This is a genomic window from Hyphomicrobium sp. DY-1 (assembly GCF_047497105.1).
Lineage (GTDB): Bacteria > Pseudomonadota > Alphaproteobacteria > Rhizobiales > Hyphomicrobiaceae > Hyphomicrobium_B.
Genome location: NZ_CP134870.1, coordinates 4,557,334 through 4,572,376 on the forward strand (window position 1 = coordinate 4,557,334; position 15,043 = coordinate 4,572,376).

Genomic DNA, 15,043 nt, shown 5'->3' on the forward strand with positions numbered 1-15,043 from the left:
GGTACGCACTCGCTACATTTCGGTGGTGACCGTGGGCAAAGCTAACCTAAGCAAGCTTCGCTCGGCTTCCAGCATAAGATTTTAAATCGTGCTCCAAGGTTAAATGTTAATAACGGGCACCGTTGCAATTTCCTTCGCAACAGATGCCAACGTGTGGCGATCCCGGCAGGGCTCGAACCTGCAACCTTCGGAGTCGAATTCCGACGCTCTATCCATTGAGCCACGGGACCAGATGTGACGCCTGTATGCGACGACTGCGTGAAACCAACAATCGCCGCTTTCTGAAGTCAGTGTCTTCGCAACGCGAACAGTGCGATTCCATCGCAATGATTGCATATTCCAGACGGTTGATAAACGCGATCATGAGTGGAACCAGCGATCAACGTTCGCGTTAGCGAAGAAAGCGGGGATGTTGGCTTTTTTCGTCAGGGGGACACTGTCGAGATATGACTTTCATCGAGCAAGCCTGCCATCGGCAGGCCGTTGAGCTTTGGAGAAACCGGCCGAATCTGCACGACTGGCGTCTGCGCATCTTTTCGCAAATTTTGCGGTATTGCGAGATTTCCGGCGAGCGCCCGACCACATCGGCATCCATCGTGTTGTTCAGAGGCATGGCAGCGGTGGGGGCAGATGCCTACCGCAAGAATGCTCCAGCATTATCGGAGCTGCGGCATTCGCTGGCGTCCGAACCGCAGATGCTCGTGCGCAAACTGACTGAGTTCTATGCCAAAGCCGAAGACGAGCTTCGTCTCCATCGCGAGATTGTGGCGCGGATGCTGCCGGAACGCGGGCGTTAGTGGCTATCTCGTTACCTTCTTTTCGAGCCAACGGGACGCGGAACCATCCGCGTTCGGGGTCCGTTTCCGGACTGCAAACGGCAACAAGAAAAGGAGAGAAACGCGATGAAAGGCTTCAAAGTCGGCACCACTGCATTGGCCCTCGTGGCAGCCGGCTCGCTCAGCGCAATGGCTGCGAACTATAGTTCCGGCGTCAGACCTGAGGTGCCGGGCAGCAAGCCAACAACGGTGACGCCTGCTCCCGCCAACGAAGGCGCGAGCACGGGCGAATCCGGCGCGACGAGCCCGGCAGGCATCCCGGCGGATCCGACAACGAACGAAAATGTTCAGCCCGGCCCTTCGACGGGAACACCGAATGACCCCGCGGCAGGGTCGAACCCAGGCGCGCGCGTCCCGAGCTCGCCGCAGGGAACGGGAAGCTCCAGCCCGTAACTCGATCTTCAAATCGGTATAAAAAATAATGAAGGCTCCGGATGCATTCCGGAGCCTTCTGCTTGGACGCTGTCTCTCTATCGAGGCGCGTTCAATCTACGCATGCCTGATAGCGCCGCCACCAGTACGGGCTACCCGTGCGCACGGCACGGCGATACAGCCAGCCGCAATCGTCACCGGCGTCATAATAGTAATCGTCATAATAGCCGTAACCGTAATATGGCCAGCCGCCATAGGCATAAATCGGATAGCCGCGCCAACGGCGTCCGTGCCGCCAATACTTGCCGCCACCACGCCAGCGATTTGCGTTGGCGTATCCGTATCTCCTGCCGGGGCGAAAGGCACGGCCGCCGTTCGGAACGCGCCCGAAATTGCGCGGACCGCGATACACTTGCCCTCGAAAAGCCCGCGGCCCGTTAAAGCCCGGTCCGCCACGGAACGAGCGCGCTGCAAAGCCGCCGCCACCCATGCGGCCGCCGCCGAAGTGTCCTCCGCCACCACGGAAGCCGCCACCTCCACCGTGGAAGCCACCGCCGCCATGGAAGCCGCCACCTCCGCTTCGCGCCTCGGCAGTCACACTGCCGAGCGCCAGGAGCAAAGCAGCTCCCAGCGCCGCGATCATCTTGAGGTTCATACTAAAAACTCCTTAGGTCTCTCGGATGGATGCCCTCACGACATCCTTAGCGACTAAACTTCCGGGTAAATGTCGCAGTTCCGGAAGGGAACTCTTTGAGCTGGCGCAAACGCGAGGTCGTTCGTTGCAAGGAAATGAAATTGCCCCCCGGCCGAAATGTTGTGGAACAAGACGTGTCCGGTCGCCGTTGGATAGCCAGACGGATGCACCAGCGTACGTCAGGCGCCTGTCAAACGGCGCCCGGGCCGCTCGGGAGCCTTGCGCTCCCAGCGGCTTTGCTTTGATCTACGTCTAGCGCGCAGGCTTCGCCGAGCCTTACATTTGTCGCGCAAGCCCTGGTCCGGATGCAGTCGAATGGCGAAGAGAAAGCTTTCCGAATACCGCGCCAAGCGTGATTTCACCAAAACGGCGGAACCCAGCGGCACGGCGGCGGTCCGTTCGGCGCAGCATTTGCGTTTCGTCATTCAGAAACACGACGCGACACGGCTGCATTATGACTTCCGGCTGGAACTCGACGGCGTGTTCAAATCGTGGGCCGTGACGCGCGGTCCCTCCGTCGATCCGAAAGATAAGCGCCTTGCCGTCGAGGTCGAAGATCATCCGCTCGACTACGGCGATTTCGAAGGCACCATTCCCAAAGGTCAATATGGCGGCGGCACCGTGATGCTGTGGGACCGCGGTTTCTGGGCGCCCGTCGGAGACAAGAGCCCAGAACAACAACTGCGCGACGGCGAATTGAAATTCGTGCTCGCGGGCGAGAAGCTCAAAGGCAGCTGGGTACTCGTCAAAATGAAGAACGATCGCTACGGCGGCGGAAAACGCAATAACTGGTTGCTCATCAAGCATAAGGACGAAGGCGCGCACGCGGGTGACGCCGACAAGATCCTGTCGCAGGATCGCTCCGTCGCCTCGAAGCGGACGATGACGCAGATCGCGGCGGGCGAAGGCCGTGGACCCGAACCTTTCATTCTTCGCGGGCGACGCGCCAAGCGGCCCGATGCGGTCTGGCATTCGAACGCATCGTCCGATGACGACGAGCGTGAGCCTGCCACTCAAAAGAAACCGCTGAAACGGACGCCCGTTCGCAAGATGCGCAAGACAGGGACCAAGTCGCAATCTGATGCGCCGTCAGGCGCCGACAAAGTGCTCGGCATTGCGATCTCTCATCCGGAGAAAGAGCTTTGGCCCGGCGGCACAGGCGAGGCCGTCAGCAAGATCGATCTTGCGCATTATCTAGAAACGGTCGGTGAGTGGATGCTGCCGCACATCAAAGGCCGGCCCTGCTCCGTCATTCGCGCTCCCGACGGCATCGACGGGCAGAGCTTCTTTCAGCGTCACGCCATGCGCGGGATGTCGCCGGAAATCGACCTCGTGAAAATCTCCGGCGATCGAGAGCCTTATATCGAAGTCAATTCGGTGGAAGGCCTGATCGCGCTCGGCCAAATCGCAGCGCTCGAATTTCATCCGTGGAACTGCGCTCCGTTCGAGCCCGATGTTCCGGGGCGGCTCGTGTTCGATCTCGATCCGGCGCCGGATGTCGATTTCGGCCGCGTTGTCGTTGCGGCCAACGAACTGCGCGAGCGGCTCGAAGATGTCGGTCTTGTCGCATTCTGCAAGACCACCGGCGGCAAGGGAATTCACGTCGTAACGCCCCTGAAGACGCGCGGCGGCGCGGGCGTTGGGTGGGATGAAGCTAAAGCGTTCGCGGGCGCTCTGTGCCAACAGATGGCCAAGGACAGCCCCGATGCCTATCTCATCAAGATGACCAAGAAGCTGCGCAAGGGCCGCATTTTTCTGGATTACCTGCGCAATGATCGCATGGCGACTGCCGTTGCACCATTGTCTCCGCGTGCGCGGCCGGGGGCGACCGTGTCGATGCCGCTGACGTGGGCGCAAGTGAAACAGGGCCTCGATCCCAAGCGCTTCACCGTGCACAGCGTGCCCGCGCTCCTCAAAAAATCATCCGCATGGAAGGACTATTGCGACAGCGAGCGGCCACTGAAGACCACGATCAAGAAGCTTCTGGGATCGTGAGCTTGTGCGAAAAGCAGCGCCGGTAAAACGCCCGCGATCGGTCCCGTTGAAGGCTTCGGCATTGAAATCGGGGGGCGGTCTCGTTTCTCCATCCAAAATCGAGGGTGCCGTTAAATCGGCTATGCCGTCATTCGTTGAGCCTTGCCTAGCGACGCTCGTCGCAAAGCCGCCTATTGGCGAGGAATGGGTGCACGAGATCAAGTTCGACGGTTATCGCATTCAAGCCCGCATCGACCGTAACGACGTTCGCTTGCTGACACGCAATGGGCTCGACTGGACCGATCGTTTCGGCGGCCTTGCAAAGACGCTCGCCGAATTTCATCGCGGAAAAGCTATCATCGACGGCGAGCTTGTCGTCGAAGACGCGACTGGTCATTCGAGCTTTTCGGCGCTCGCCGCCGCGCTGAAAAGCAGGCGCAGTGAAAAGTTCGTGCTGCACTGTTTCGATCTTCTCTATCTCGATGGACTCAATCTCATCGGCGCGACACTGCAAGATCGCAAACGTCTGCTTGAGAAGCTCTTCGTGCGCCGGGCGAAGACCGGGCCGATCCGATACAGCGGGCATCTCGCCGTGGACGGTGCACGCATGCTTTCAGATGCTTGCAGTCTCGGCCTCGAAGGCATCATTTCGAAGCGGATCGACAGGCCCTATCGCTCGGGCCGTCACGACGACTGGCTGAAATCGAAATGTATTCAGGTCGATGAGTTCGTGATCGTCGGCTACCTCGTCTCGAGCGCCGGGCCGAACGCCGTCGGCGCGCTGGTCGTCGGCTATTACGACAAGAAGCGATTGATCTATGCCGGACGGGTTGGCACCGGGTACACGCATCGCACCGCGTCCGACCTGATGCGCAAGCTGAGGCCGCTTCGTGTCGATGCGCCTCCGGTCCAGGGACCGCTGACAAATCTGCAGCGCAGAGACGTCGTCTGGGTCCATCCCGATCTTGTGGCGCAGATCGAGTATCGCGCCTGGACGGGCGATGGGTTGCTGAGACACGCGGCGTTCAAAGGCTTGCGAGAAGACAAGCCCGCAAAAGACGTTCGCCGTCCCGTCACCAAGGTGATCGAGACCTAGATATCTTAGGTGAAGGGGAAGAACATCGTCTGAGCCAAGTGCGGCGTCAGGAACATCCACATCCAAAGCGCAAAGAACGGGTGCATTTCGAGCCTCCTGAATTTGCTGTTGCAATCAGGCGAGATCGCGACCCGTCTCACATTTTACGAGAAACCGCTGTGGACCTTCAAAGTCCGCTCAGCGAGCCGGAGCAATTCGCAGTGTTCGTGAAAGGTATCACGAGTCTGCGACATTTTGGACCAAAAATCAGCGGCCGCGCGACTTCCGCTTTTGTGCTTTCGGCGGAGCCCGCTTGACGGGCTCGCGCTTCTGTCGCGCGGCTGCCGTTTTGGTGCGTGCGCTCGCGGGCTTGGCTTTCGACTTTTCGGTCGAGCGACGTAGCGCTTCCATGAAGTCGATGACCGTGCCGCCCGAAGGCTCGTCGCCGCCGCCTCCGACTTCCGTCGACAGGCCGCCTTCGACCTTTTCCTTCACAAGGGCGCGCAATGCTTCGGAATAATGATTTTTGAAATCCGACGGTTCGAACTTTCGCGTCCGCTCGTCGATGAGCTGCTTCGCCATGTTGACCAACTCGGGTCGCAGCTTGCTCGTGCCGATGCCGGAGAAGATCTCGTCAGCATCGCGGATCTCGTTGGCATACCGGAGCGTCTCAAGCATCAAGCCATTGCCGCAAGGCTTCATCGCCACGAGATTTTCGCGGCCGCGGATCGTCAGCTGCCCGACACCATATTTTTCGGTAGCGCGCAGCGCGTCGCGAATGATGCGATAGCCCTCTTCCGCCACGTCGCCGTCGGGAAGAACATAATAAGGATTGTCAAAATAGAGCGGGTCGATGGAGCAGGCATCGACAAATTCTGTCAACTCGACCGTGTGGCGGGTGTTGAGCTTCAGCTTGTCGAGCTCGTCAGGCTCAAACAGGACGTAGTTGCCGTCATCGAGTTCATAGCCTTGGACGATGTCGGCCTGCGGCACGACGCGGCCGCCCTCACCTGCGACCTTCTGATAGCGGATGCGCTGCTTCGTTTTGCGGTCGACCTGATGGAGCGCGATCTTGTCTTCCGAAGCGGTGGCGCTGACGAGACGAATGGGAATGGTAACGAGCGCGAGGCGCAAATGTCCCTTCCAGAAGGACCGTGCCGTTGCCATGGCTCAACTCCTCAAGAACGCGATACAGACTGCCATATAGCACGCCACCGGCGTCGCGGCTAAGGGCCCAAACGGCGAACGCACGTTAACAAGACCCGGTTCCGGGCGTTTTGAGTTCTCTCAAACTTGCTTAAATTCGAATTGCCGTCGTCGCGCTCCCATCCAGCGAACACGATGCGCTTGCCCCTGCTCGCCTCCGCCGGTGTTTGCTAAGCGACACTTAAGTGGCGTGAACGTGCCGCAAAATCTCAAGATTTGATCTAGCCCCACGTTTCACGCGGTTACGGTTTGAGCGTCGGGCGGGCTTGGAAGCTTTCGATGAGGCGGCTCATGCCCAAGATACATGGCCCGGTATCGTGAAATGGATTCGAACGTAGCCAACGGTTGTTGACATGGCGCCTGAACTGAATGGAACGGTGATTGCGGTCCGTGGAGCCGTCGCCTTTGCTTCAAAGACCGGACGGAAGCTTGGAGGCCATCATCGTCTTGCGATCGAACTTGCGGCCATCGACGATAAATGTTCCGTCGCCGACGGCATGGATCATCCGCTTTTCTTTTCGCTGCGGATTGAGGTAAGCGGCGACGGCCTCCAGAACGACGATATTGTGCGGCGAGACGATGTCGACGACTTTGCATTCGATGTTGGCGAGGCATTCCTCAATCAGCGGCGCCTGGACGGACTTTCCAGCGCGCGCCGTCAGCTTGAACTTCGCGAATTTGTCGACATCGCTGCCGGAACATGTGCCGATGCCCACGACCCGGTCCAGCATGTCGATCGTGGGAACGGCAATGACGCATTCCCGCGTGTTTTGCAGGGCCGAGAAGGAATAGTTCCAGGCGCCTGTCGTGATCGCAAATACGGGAGTGAAGTCCATGACCATCGTCCACGAGATGGTCATGACGTTGTTTTTCTCCGCATCGCGCGTGGTGACAAGCACGACGGGCCCCGGCTCGATCAGCGTAAAAGCCCTGCTCAACTTCATCTCGTGCATCGCCCGGCCCCTTACACCGTCGAAAGAAGTCGCACGGGCGACTTTTCTGGAACAAAGGATTTTGCTTATTAAACTTGATTTTCCGCGCGCCGCGCAGCTTCCGGCATCGGCGAGTTCGATAAATTGCTTCAGAAAGCCCAATCAAAGGCGCCGACCCGAAGCCTCGTGTCGGTCGACGACGTCGGCATGGACGGCGCGAAACTCATTACTGGAGAAACACTGTATATCGACGGCGGATATCACATCATCGATTGAAGCCACCTAACAAGGGTTTGCATTTTTGCCGACCCGATCCCAGGTGATCGATACCGAGAACTCATTCGTTTGACGGCAGTCAATGCGCACAACCGACCGTCCGAAATACTGAACGCCGATACTTAAAAAGGGAGAAAAAGAATGACCCATAAAGTGCTTTGTGCCGTAGACGAGACCGACCATTCCAAAAATGCAGTGGCTCAAGCAGCAGAACTAGCCAAGGCCACCGGCTCGGAACTCACGCTACTGGCCGTCAATTTGCCTGTTGGAGCTGAAGGTCGAGGCGCTCCGACGATTTACGCTTGGGAAGATGGCGACGCCGCGCGCGTGCTCAACTCGGCAACTGAGCTCGCGCGGAAGGCAGGCGTCTCCGATCCGAAAGCTGTTTCCGTTAAAAGCCGCGATGCCGCGCGGGCAATTGTTATTTATGCGGAAGACCACGGCGTCGACCACATCGTCGTGGGAACGGGCGGCAAAGGCGCTATCGCGCGCTTCATGCTCGGCTCGGTTTCGAGCGATGTCGTGGCTCGCGCTCACTGTCCAGTGACGATCGCAAGATAGTAGCACAGCAGCAGCGATGTCCCTCAAGGCTTCGCTGCTCTTTTATTGCATCAAAGTGATTTTGAGATCGACGCCGTCGATAATGCGTAAATTTGGATATCTGCGCATGAAAACGATAAAAAATAAAAATGCATACGTGCTGTTGATTGTTGCTGCGGCGTTGATCGGCTGGCTGTCTCTTGGACAGCCGGTCCAACGCGCGTACGCTCAGGACGCGCCGCCGGAACCGAACGCGGACATTGGTGAGTCCCAAACCGATCAGTCACAATCCAGTGGGTCTCAAGCAGATCAGACGCAGACCATCAGCAAAGAGCAGCTCGAGCAGCTTGTCGCGCCGATCGCGCTTTATCCCGATCCCCTGCTCACGCAGGTCTTGATGGCATCGACATATCCTCTCGAAGTCGTGGAGGCAGCCCGCTGGTCGCAAGCCAATCCGAAACTGAAAGGAAAAGCGCTCGAGAACGCCATGCAAAAGCGGTCATGGGACGCGAGCGTCAAATCGTTGACGGCGTTCCCGAGTGTGCTGGCGATGATGAACGAAAAGCTTGATTGGACCCAGCAACTCGGCAATGCGTTTCTCGCGCAGCAACAGGATGTTCTCAGTGCCGTCCAGAGTTTGCGGCAACGGGCTGACGACGCCGGAAAGCTGAAGTCGACGAAGCAACAAACGGTAGCGCGCGATACAAGCGGATCGCAAAATTACATCACGATAGAGCCGACGGAGCCGGACCTCGTCTATGTCCCTGCCTACGATCCGAACGTGGTCTATGGCACTTGGCCTTATCCCGATTATCCACCGTACTATTGGTATCCACCCGGATATATCGCTGGTCCGGGAATATGGTGGGGAAGCGGCATTCTAGCTGGCGCCGTTCTGTGGGGTATCGCGAACTGGCCGAGGTCGGAACTTTGGATCAACACGAACCGATACAATCGCTGGAATCGAACCAACATAACGAACGGCAGATGGCAGCATAACGTCGTCCATCGAAGGGGCGTACCTTATGCGAACCGTCGTCTCAACGACCAGTTCCGCCGGCCTTATCAAGGCAATTTCTCGGCCTCTCGCGAGCAGTTCCGAGGACGAGCCGATGCGGGCCGCGCAGCACTGGCAGGCGCCGCGGGTGGTGCGCTGGCAGGACAAGCCCTCAAAAATCGGCCTGCACAGCGCCCGGCGGGAGCCGATCGTCAAGCCCGTCCGAGGCCAACAGCCTTTGATCGCCCGGCCGCCGGGCAAAATGTTCGCCGTTCCAGCGCACGCGGCAGAGCAAGCCGGACCGCCTCGTTCAACCGCGGCGGCTTCCGTGGCGGGAACTTCAGGGGCGTAGGCGGTTTCCGAGGAGGCGGAGGTGGCTTCCGGGGAGGCGGAGGACGCGGCGGCGGGCGGCGGTCTGATATCAGAGTGAAGCACGAAGTCGTTTTGCTCGGCCGACTTTCGAATGGCATTGGCTTCTATCGCTTTGCATACAACGGCGACACGAAGCTCTATGTCGGCGTCATCGCCCAAGAAGCGAGAAAAGTTGCTCCGCGCACTGTTGCTCGCGATCCGCAAGGATACCTGACCGTCAATTACGACCGGCTCGGCGTTCCATTCGAAACGTACCAAAGCTGGCTCGCGTCGGGCGGCAAAATTCCCCAACTTGATCCGCGTTAGGCCGGGAGGATCCGGACATGCTTGCGTTGCGCGACCTCAAGAAATTCATGATGTTCCTTTGTGCTGTTCCTTTGCTGCTGACCGGGCCGCATGCCACAGCATTCGGAGCCGAACTGAAGACATTTGCTACGCCGGAGGACGCTGCCAAGGCGCTCGTCGAGGCAGCGAAGTCCGACGATCAAAAAGCGCTTCTGGCGATACTTGGCCCCTCGCTCAAGCAGTGGATCGAATCCGGAGATCCCGTTGCAGATCGCGCGGCCAAAGATAAATTCGTGAAGGATTACGAACAGAAGCAATCCATAGACACCGACGAAAAAGACAAGGCAGTACTGATCATCGGCGACGACGACTTCCCCTTCCCGATTCCGATCGTAAAAAAGGACAACGAGTGGGCATTCGATCCCGAACAGGGCAAACAAGAAATCATCGACCGCCGCGTCGGCACAAACGAACTCGACACAATTCAGACACTCCTCGCCATCGCGGACGCGCAGAACGATTACGTCGAACTTAATCCGCTAGGCAAAGGAGCACCCGCCTACGCGCGGCGCTTCATCAGCTCACCCGATAAGCATGACGGCCTCTATTGGCCGCCCGGCAGTGGGTCGCAGTCGGAAAGTCCATTAGGACCGTTCGTAGCCGACGCCGTGACGGCCGGTTACAAGCCATCGTCCGAGGGCGGAGACACGTCGCAAAATCCCTATCACGGCTACTACTTCCGCATGCTGACGGCCCAAGGCGCACACGCTCCTGGCGGAGCCTACTCCTATCTCGTAAACGGCAGAATGATCGGTGGCTTCGCCGTCATCGCGTGGCCGGCAAAATACGGCGCGTCGGGCTACAAGACGTTTATGATCAATCAGGACCAGACGGTTTATGAATCCGATCTCGGCCCGGATACCGCCGCGGAAGTTCAGGGCATCCGCACGTTTGATCCCGACGAAGATTGGAAAAAGGTCAGCACGAATTAGGCCCAAGCTGCACCGGAGTTGCGGAGCATTGCACAGCGAAGGAATGACTGAGAGGCACGAGGCAATCGAATGGCCACCAGCTTCGTCAAACGGCTCGCCGTAATGGTGCTCGGCGCTATCCTCGTCGTATTAGCCGTAGTCATGTGGGCGTATGCGACCAACGTCATGACTTCATTGGTCGAACATTTTTGGTGCAAATTGGCGGGGCCGGAGGTTTGTCGAACACGCGGTTACCAACATTTTATCATCTGGATGGTTCTTGGAATTTTCAATCTTGTCGTATTGGGTTTCCTCAACGATCGGGCTCGTGCTCGACCGCATGGCTAGCATGTCGAGTTGGTCAATTAGAATGCAATAGCCCCCGACGCTTGCCTCAGCTACGCATTTAACGTCTGCTTTGATCGAGTTAACGGACAATGCCAGCAAAGCGCGTCCGCTATTAGACCACGCCAAGCCATCTTCAGCTTTCTCGGCATCACAACAGTATCGATATGGCCGCCTTGTCCAAATAGCAGAAATTGGGCACTATCGTTTCGTGTGGGCTCAGCTCGACGCAGAGCATGTCCGCTTATTCGACCAATTCGATCTCGCTTGGTCTCCACGTCTTGGCGAAAAATGGCTCAAGCGGACTGTAAAGGCGCAGGATCGTGAACCAGCCCTTCCCTGGCGTAGTTTGAATCCAGTTGCCGCGACTGACGTCTTTGGGTTGAGCCGGACTGAAATAGACCGTGGTTGAGCCGTCCGCATCCGGTCCAGCGGCCGGAGACGGGTAGCTCTGGCTGCCGGCGCGCGAATAGCGCTGCGGCGTTTCGAGCATCGATCTGGTCATCGTGTCGTATACCGTAAGTGACCAGAAATTTTTCTCTGGGATGCCCTTAGGCAAGGTCACTTTGTAAGTTTTAGATCCATCGAAGTGGTTCTTGTTCGCATCCGACATCGCCAGCAAATATTGTGAGCCAATGCCCGGCAGGCGCATCGCCATCGCCGGTGTGATGCCAGTGACGCCGTAGAAGAAGTTCGTGCGCGCATCCATCGTACGATAGCCCGTCGGCGGGAACGGCTTGACCCCTTCGCGCGTGATCATCGGGATCGGTGTCTCGAACTCATATCCTGTCTCGAACAGATAGTTCGACCAGGACGAATTCGGATAATAGAACCAGCGCGGGTCCCGAGGATTCAAGAACAGCGTGCGCGACGTGGCATTCGCAAGTGCCAACGCATCGGTCATGATCTTCTTCATCCGCGCGTCGGGCGCGAACGGCTTACCCTTGACGATGCCGAGGGCTGCAATCGGACCCATGAGTTCCGCGTCAAGCGACGTTGCAGGTTCTTTCTGCACGACCTCGTTGAGCCTCTCGTAAAATGTCCAGTCGTTCGGCGGAATGGTGTTTATCACCTTGCCGCTGCCTTCGTGAAACACCGTCGGCGGGGGCTCAGTCACCCGACCCAGCTTGGCCTCGCCAGCCAGGAAGGACGCAATGGGAGTGCCGACACCACCCGGTTCGTAGGGATAGACCTTCGTGAATTTGCGGATACTTTCGACAACGGGTTTTGGATCGCTGTGGTTTTCCAAAAACGAACGGCCAAACCAGACGATGGTGTTGGTGCGGGCGCGCGCAATGAAATAGGCGCCGTCCGGGAGCTGCCCCTTGTAGTCGGGCGGCACGATCAGATACTTCCCGCCCTCTCCGCGATCGGGCCCGGGCACGCCGAGGTCAATGACCCAGCGGAACCAAGCGTCCTGAACTGCACCTAAGAATTGCGGTGGCGTTTCCACCACTACGGGCCCGTTGCTGAGATCGAGCGAGCCCATGACATAGATCGTGTCAGCATTGGCCGTGAGGAAAAGCGATTTTGAATCCATCAGGTTGGAGAAGACGAGCACCTCGTTATCCTTGACTCCAATCTCATGCATGCCTCTCCGCAATGCATCGATGCTGACCCCCCGCATGTTATCCATGAATGCGCGGTACGCGTAAGTAAGGTCAAGGTTGTCATAGAGTTTTTGCGAGGTGGCTTTGTCCGGCACACCGTCTTTGAATTCCAGGGTGCCAATCGAGGTCTCGAGCTTGTCCGGGGTCACCAGCGAAGGCGGCAGGTCTGAGGCCGACGCAACGCCACCAACAAAATTTGTTATTGCGAGTGACATAAGAAGAGCGCCGCATTTGCCGAATGTCGTTTTCATAGTTCGCTCTCGATTTTCAGGAAATTTTGAGTCCGGTCTGTGGGACGTGCATGCCATTTGATCCAGAGTTTGGCACTTGGACAGTCAGAAACGTGATTCGGGAATTGGTGATTTAGGGGCAATACGAATACAATGTAACATCACGGTGAGTCCGCCACTATCCAGAACCTGCAAAATAAGAGCGCTGAGATCAGTAAATGCGCGCTAACGTAAACAGGCTCGAACTCGTTGGCGTTCAAGACAATTGCTACGACGATTTCGATTTAATGGCTCAGGATGCCCGAGAGTGGGACATCCACTATGAGCAGATTGGAGCCGGCACCTTTTCCGGACGGATGACGCAAGTTATTCTCACGTCGCTTCAACTCGGCAGAGTGCGATGGTCTCCGGGTATTCTAGACCAGGGCACGGCCCCCATAGGGAATTGGGTTGTGGCGCTACCGGTCGCAGCCGAAGGCTCGCTGCACATCCGGGGCCGACCGGCCAGCGCCAGCGAGCCACTATTTGTTCCCGCTGGCGAAGATATTGCGTTCGCGGCGAACGGCCGGACGGACCTGATGGTTGTCGCGATTGACACGACACAAATCGAGCACTGGATGCGAATGCGCCGCGGAACTGACGGTATCGATCGGCAGACTCTCCAATCTTGGCCGATCAGTGGGCACGAAGTCGCGCAGCGCGCACTACTCCTGAAGGAGACGCTAAATTTACTCTTGAATCAGGGGCCCAATGCTCGCCAGGACGTTCTCAACGCAGCACATTCGATGGTGCTCGACACGGTGCTTGCTATCGTGCCCTCATTCGAGCTTGTTGAGCCGCTGCATCGCCGCGCCAAAGTTTCGGCGGCCCTGCGAACACTACTTAAGGAGAACCTCGAAGGCCATATGACAGTGGCCGATCTCTGCGCGAGAATGGCGGTCCGTGAACGCACGCTTTATATGGCTTGCCAAGAGGCTTTCGGCAAACCTCCCAAACGACTGTTACATGAAATGCGCTTGAACGCGGTCAAGCGACAGCTCTCCCAGCCTTCCGAACAAACTGATGTGACTTCGGTCGCGTTGCGATTTGGATTCTTGCATCTGGGTCGGTTCGCAGTCGATTACCGTAATCAATTCGGCGAGCGTCCCTCACAGACGCTCATACGGGCGCGAGGAGAACGTTCCGTCTAGCGCCGCTAACATCCAAGACAGACTAGCCGCCTTCTTGTCGGGCCACAGGAGTCGATGACGATAGCTTGGCGGCGCATGTATTTTTTCAGAAGTGCAGCGTAGAGCCAATGACGGGGCCCTGCTGGAGGACATCGTATTCGTATCTCGATGTTCCGGAGCCCTGCGAGTAGTCGACCGACAGCGCGCGGTACCCGACATAGCCATCGAGGACATGGCCATAGAGCGTACATATCTGCCAGTTATACGTCGCCAGGACTTGCCAGGAAAAATCGCTTCCGACTCCAAAGCCTCCAAAATCAGCGCGAACAACAAGCTCCTCGTGAGGGCCGAGTTGGTTTCTCACGCGCAGGCCGACAAACGGATCCACCCAATCAACCGATCCCGATTTCGCGACCCACCGGTTATTTTCGAGTACGAGCCCCGCAAGGTTGCCGGAGGTGACAGTACTGGCTGAAATCTCAGCGTCTTGATGCCAATAGCGAGCACCGGCCAAGACATCCAATGCCGTTGTGCCGGAAAGCACGGGGTTGCGATCGGCCCAAATTTCATACGCGCCGCCTGCCTCAACGGTTACTTGCGTATAGTCAGCTGAAACATTTCCTGAAAAGTCTAAGTTTCGCCGGTCCGCGTCGAAGCCCCGCGAACCGCTGAGGCTTGCATAAACGACGTCATTGAATAGCCCGATAGGTCCTTTGCGCGCTTCAGCATAGCTCATCCATGCCGGTAGCGTGGACCAATCGAGATGTCCGAAGACATCGCTGGGATCGACGTTCACGTCGAAACTCCGCCCTTTGACAACGGAGTTTCCACTCATCCATGGGATCCAGCCATAGCTCGTGAAGACAAACGACCAGCCGTCGGCGCTTTGGACGGATTCTGCGCGCGCTGCTGTTCCTTGCCCGAGATCCGCGCCGAAACCGGTGTCGGCATATCCGAATGCGCCGCAGAAAAGCGCGACAACAACGGAGGTCATGCGATTGGTGGATAAATCCATTTGTCAGACCGCCTCACGAAGCCGGGACCATGATTCGAAATCTATCATTCCACGGTGTGAAACGCCGTCACCGATCTGCTACATCCTACGTATGCAAATTAAAGTCTCGACCGAGCGAGATTGAGCTTTTCCGTCAGATCAATG

Annotated in this window: 14 protein-coding genes, 1 tRNA gene and 1 pseudogene; 10 read left to right on the top strand and 6 right to left on the bottom strand. The window is 57.7% G+C overall.

Translation table 11 applies throughout. From position 1 onward, the window contains the following. Nucleotides 1-154: 154 nt before the first annotated feature. A tRNA-Arg gene (locus RLW41_RS22145) sits at nt 155-230 on the bottom strand. 216 nt (nt 231-446) lie between these two features. Between RLW41_RS22145 and RLW41_RS22150 the strand changes: the two genes are divergently transcribed. Together RLW41_RS22150 and RLW41_RS22155 are read left to right on the top strand one after the other, a co-directional pair. Then, a complete protein-coding gene (locus RLW41_RS22150; RefSeq protein ID WP_409560156.1) occupies nt 447-797 on the top strand; it encodes a hypothetical protein in 351 nt (116 codons plus the stop codon). Nucleotides 798-902: 105 nt separating this feature from the next. Next, nucleotides 903-1,229: a hypothetical protein gene (locus RLW41_RS22155; RefSeq protein WP_414462902.1), complete on the top strand. Its 327-nt coding sequence runs from the start codon at nt 903-905 to the stop codon at nt 1,227-1,229. Between the two features lie 91 nt (nt 1,230-1,320). Here RLW41_RS22155 and RLW41_RS22160 read toward each other — a convergent pair whose 3' ends face one another. Further along, complete coding sequence (locus RLW41_RS22160) at nt 1,321-1,863, bottom strand: hypothetical protein (protein WP_414462903.1); 543 nt, start codon at nt 1,861-1,863, stop codon at nt 1,321-1,323. Between the two features lie 354 nt (nt 1,864-2,217). On the opposite strand from RLW41_RS22160, the gene ligD (RLW41_RS22165) reads away from it, so the two are divergent. Both ligD (RLW41_RS22165) and ligD (RLW41_RS22170) read left to right on the top strand, forming a co-directional pair. Further along, nucleotides 2,218-3,897, top strand: coding sequence for a non-homologous end-joining DNA ligase (gene ligD, locus RLW41_RS22165; protein ID WP_414462904.1), 1,680 nt, complete (start codon nt 2,218-2,220; stop codon nt 3,895-3,897). A gap of 61 nt (nt 3,898-3,958) precedes the next feature. Then, on the top strand, nt 3,959-4,972 hold the full coding sequence (gene ligD, locus RLW41_RS22170; protein ID WP_414462905.1) for a non-homologous end-joining DNA ligase: 1,014 nt from the start codon (nt 3,959-3,961) through the stop codon (nt 4,970-4,972). 246 nt (nt 4,973-5,218) lie between these two features. Here the strand turns inward: ligD (RLW41_RS22170) and RLW41_RS22175 are convergent, their stop codons facing one another. Together RLW41_RS22175 and RLW41_RS22180 are read right to left on the bottom strand one after the other, a co-directional pair. Continuing rightward, complete coding sequence (locus RLW41_RS22175) at nt 5,219-6,118, bottom strand: Ku protein (RefSeq protein WP_414462906.1); 900 nt, start codon at nt 6,116-6,118, stop codon at nt 5,219-5,221. A gap of 449 nt (nt 6,119-6,567) precedes the next feature. Beyond that, nucleotides 6,568-7,110, bottom strand: coding sequence for a flavin reductase family protein (locus tag RLW41_RS22180; protein WP_414462907.1), 543 nt, complete (start codon nt 7,108-7,110; stop codon nt 6,568-6,570). Between the two features lie 84 nt (nt 7,111-7,194). On the opposite strand from RLW41_RS22180, the pseudogene RLW41_RS22185 reads away from it, so the two are divergent. The 5 genes and pseudogenes from RLW41_RS22185 to RLW41_RS22205 form a co-directional block, all read left to right on the top strand. Continuing rightward, nucleotides 7,195-7,365 (top strand): annotated as a pseudogene (locus tag RLW41_RS22185) (SDR family oxidoreductase); the annotation flags it as partial. A gap of 141 nt (nt 7,366-7,506) precedes the next feature. Then, on the top strand, nt 7,507-7,926 hold the full coding sequence (locus RLW41_RS22190; protein WP_409560163.1) for a universal stress protein: 420 nt from the start codon (nt 7,507-7,509) through the stop codon (nt 7,924-7,926). Nucleotides 7,927-8,032: 106 nt separating this feature from the next. Then, nucleotides 8,033-9,580: a DUF3300 domain-containing protein gene (locus RLW41_RS22195; protein WP_414462908.1), complete on the top strand. Its 1,548-nt coding sequence runs from the start codon at nt 8,033-8,035 to the stop codon at nt 9,578-9,580. Between the two features lie 17 nt (nt 9,581-9,597). Further along, nucleotides 9,598-10,551, top strand: a complete 954-nt coding sequence (locus tag RLW41_RS22200; RefSeq protein WP_414462909.1) for a DUF2950 domain-containing protein — start codon at nt 9,598-9,600, stop codon at nt 10,549-10,551. Nucleotides 10,552-10,620: 69 nt separating this feature from the next. Beyond that, nucleotides 10,621-10,878: a hypothetical protein gene (locus RLW41_RS22205; RefSeq protein ID WP_414462910.1), complete on the top strand. Its 258-nt coding sequence runs from the start codon at nt 10,621-10,623 to the stop codon at nt 10,876-10,878. Nucleotides 10,879-11,119: 241 nt separating this feature from the next. Here the strand turns inward: RLW41_RS22205 and RLW41_RS22210 are convergent, their stop codons facing one another. Continuing rightward, complete coding sequence (locus tag RLW41_RS22210) at nt 11,120-12,736, bottom strand: DUF1254 domain-containing protein (RefSeq protein ID WP_414462911.1); 1,617 nt, start codon at nt 12,734-12,736, stop codon at nt 11,120-11,122. 266 nt (nt 12,737-13,002) lie between these two features. On the opposite strand from RLW41_RS22210, the gene RLW41_RS22215 reads away from it, so the two are divergent. Next, the gene (locus tag RLW41_RS22215; RefSeq protein ID WP_414462912.1) at nt 13,003-13,905 is read left to right on the top strand and encodes a helix-turn-helix domain-containing protein; all 903 of its coding nucleotides are present in this window, start codon (nt 13,003-13,005) and stop codon (nt 13,903-13,905) included. Nucleotides 13,906-13,990: 85 nt separating this feature from the next. Here RLW41_RS22215 and RLW41_RS22220 read toward each other — a convergent pair whose 3' ends face one another. After that, the gene (locus RLW41_RS22220) at nt 13,991-14,899 is read right to left on the bottom strand and encodes a hypothetical protein (protein ID WP_414462913.1); all 909 of its coding nucleotides are present in this window, start codon (nt 14,897-14,899) and stop codon (nt 13,991-13,993) included. Nucleotides 14,900-15,043 lie beyond the last annotated feature (144 nt).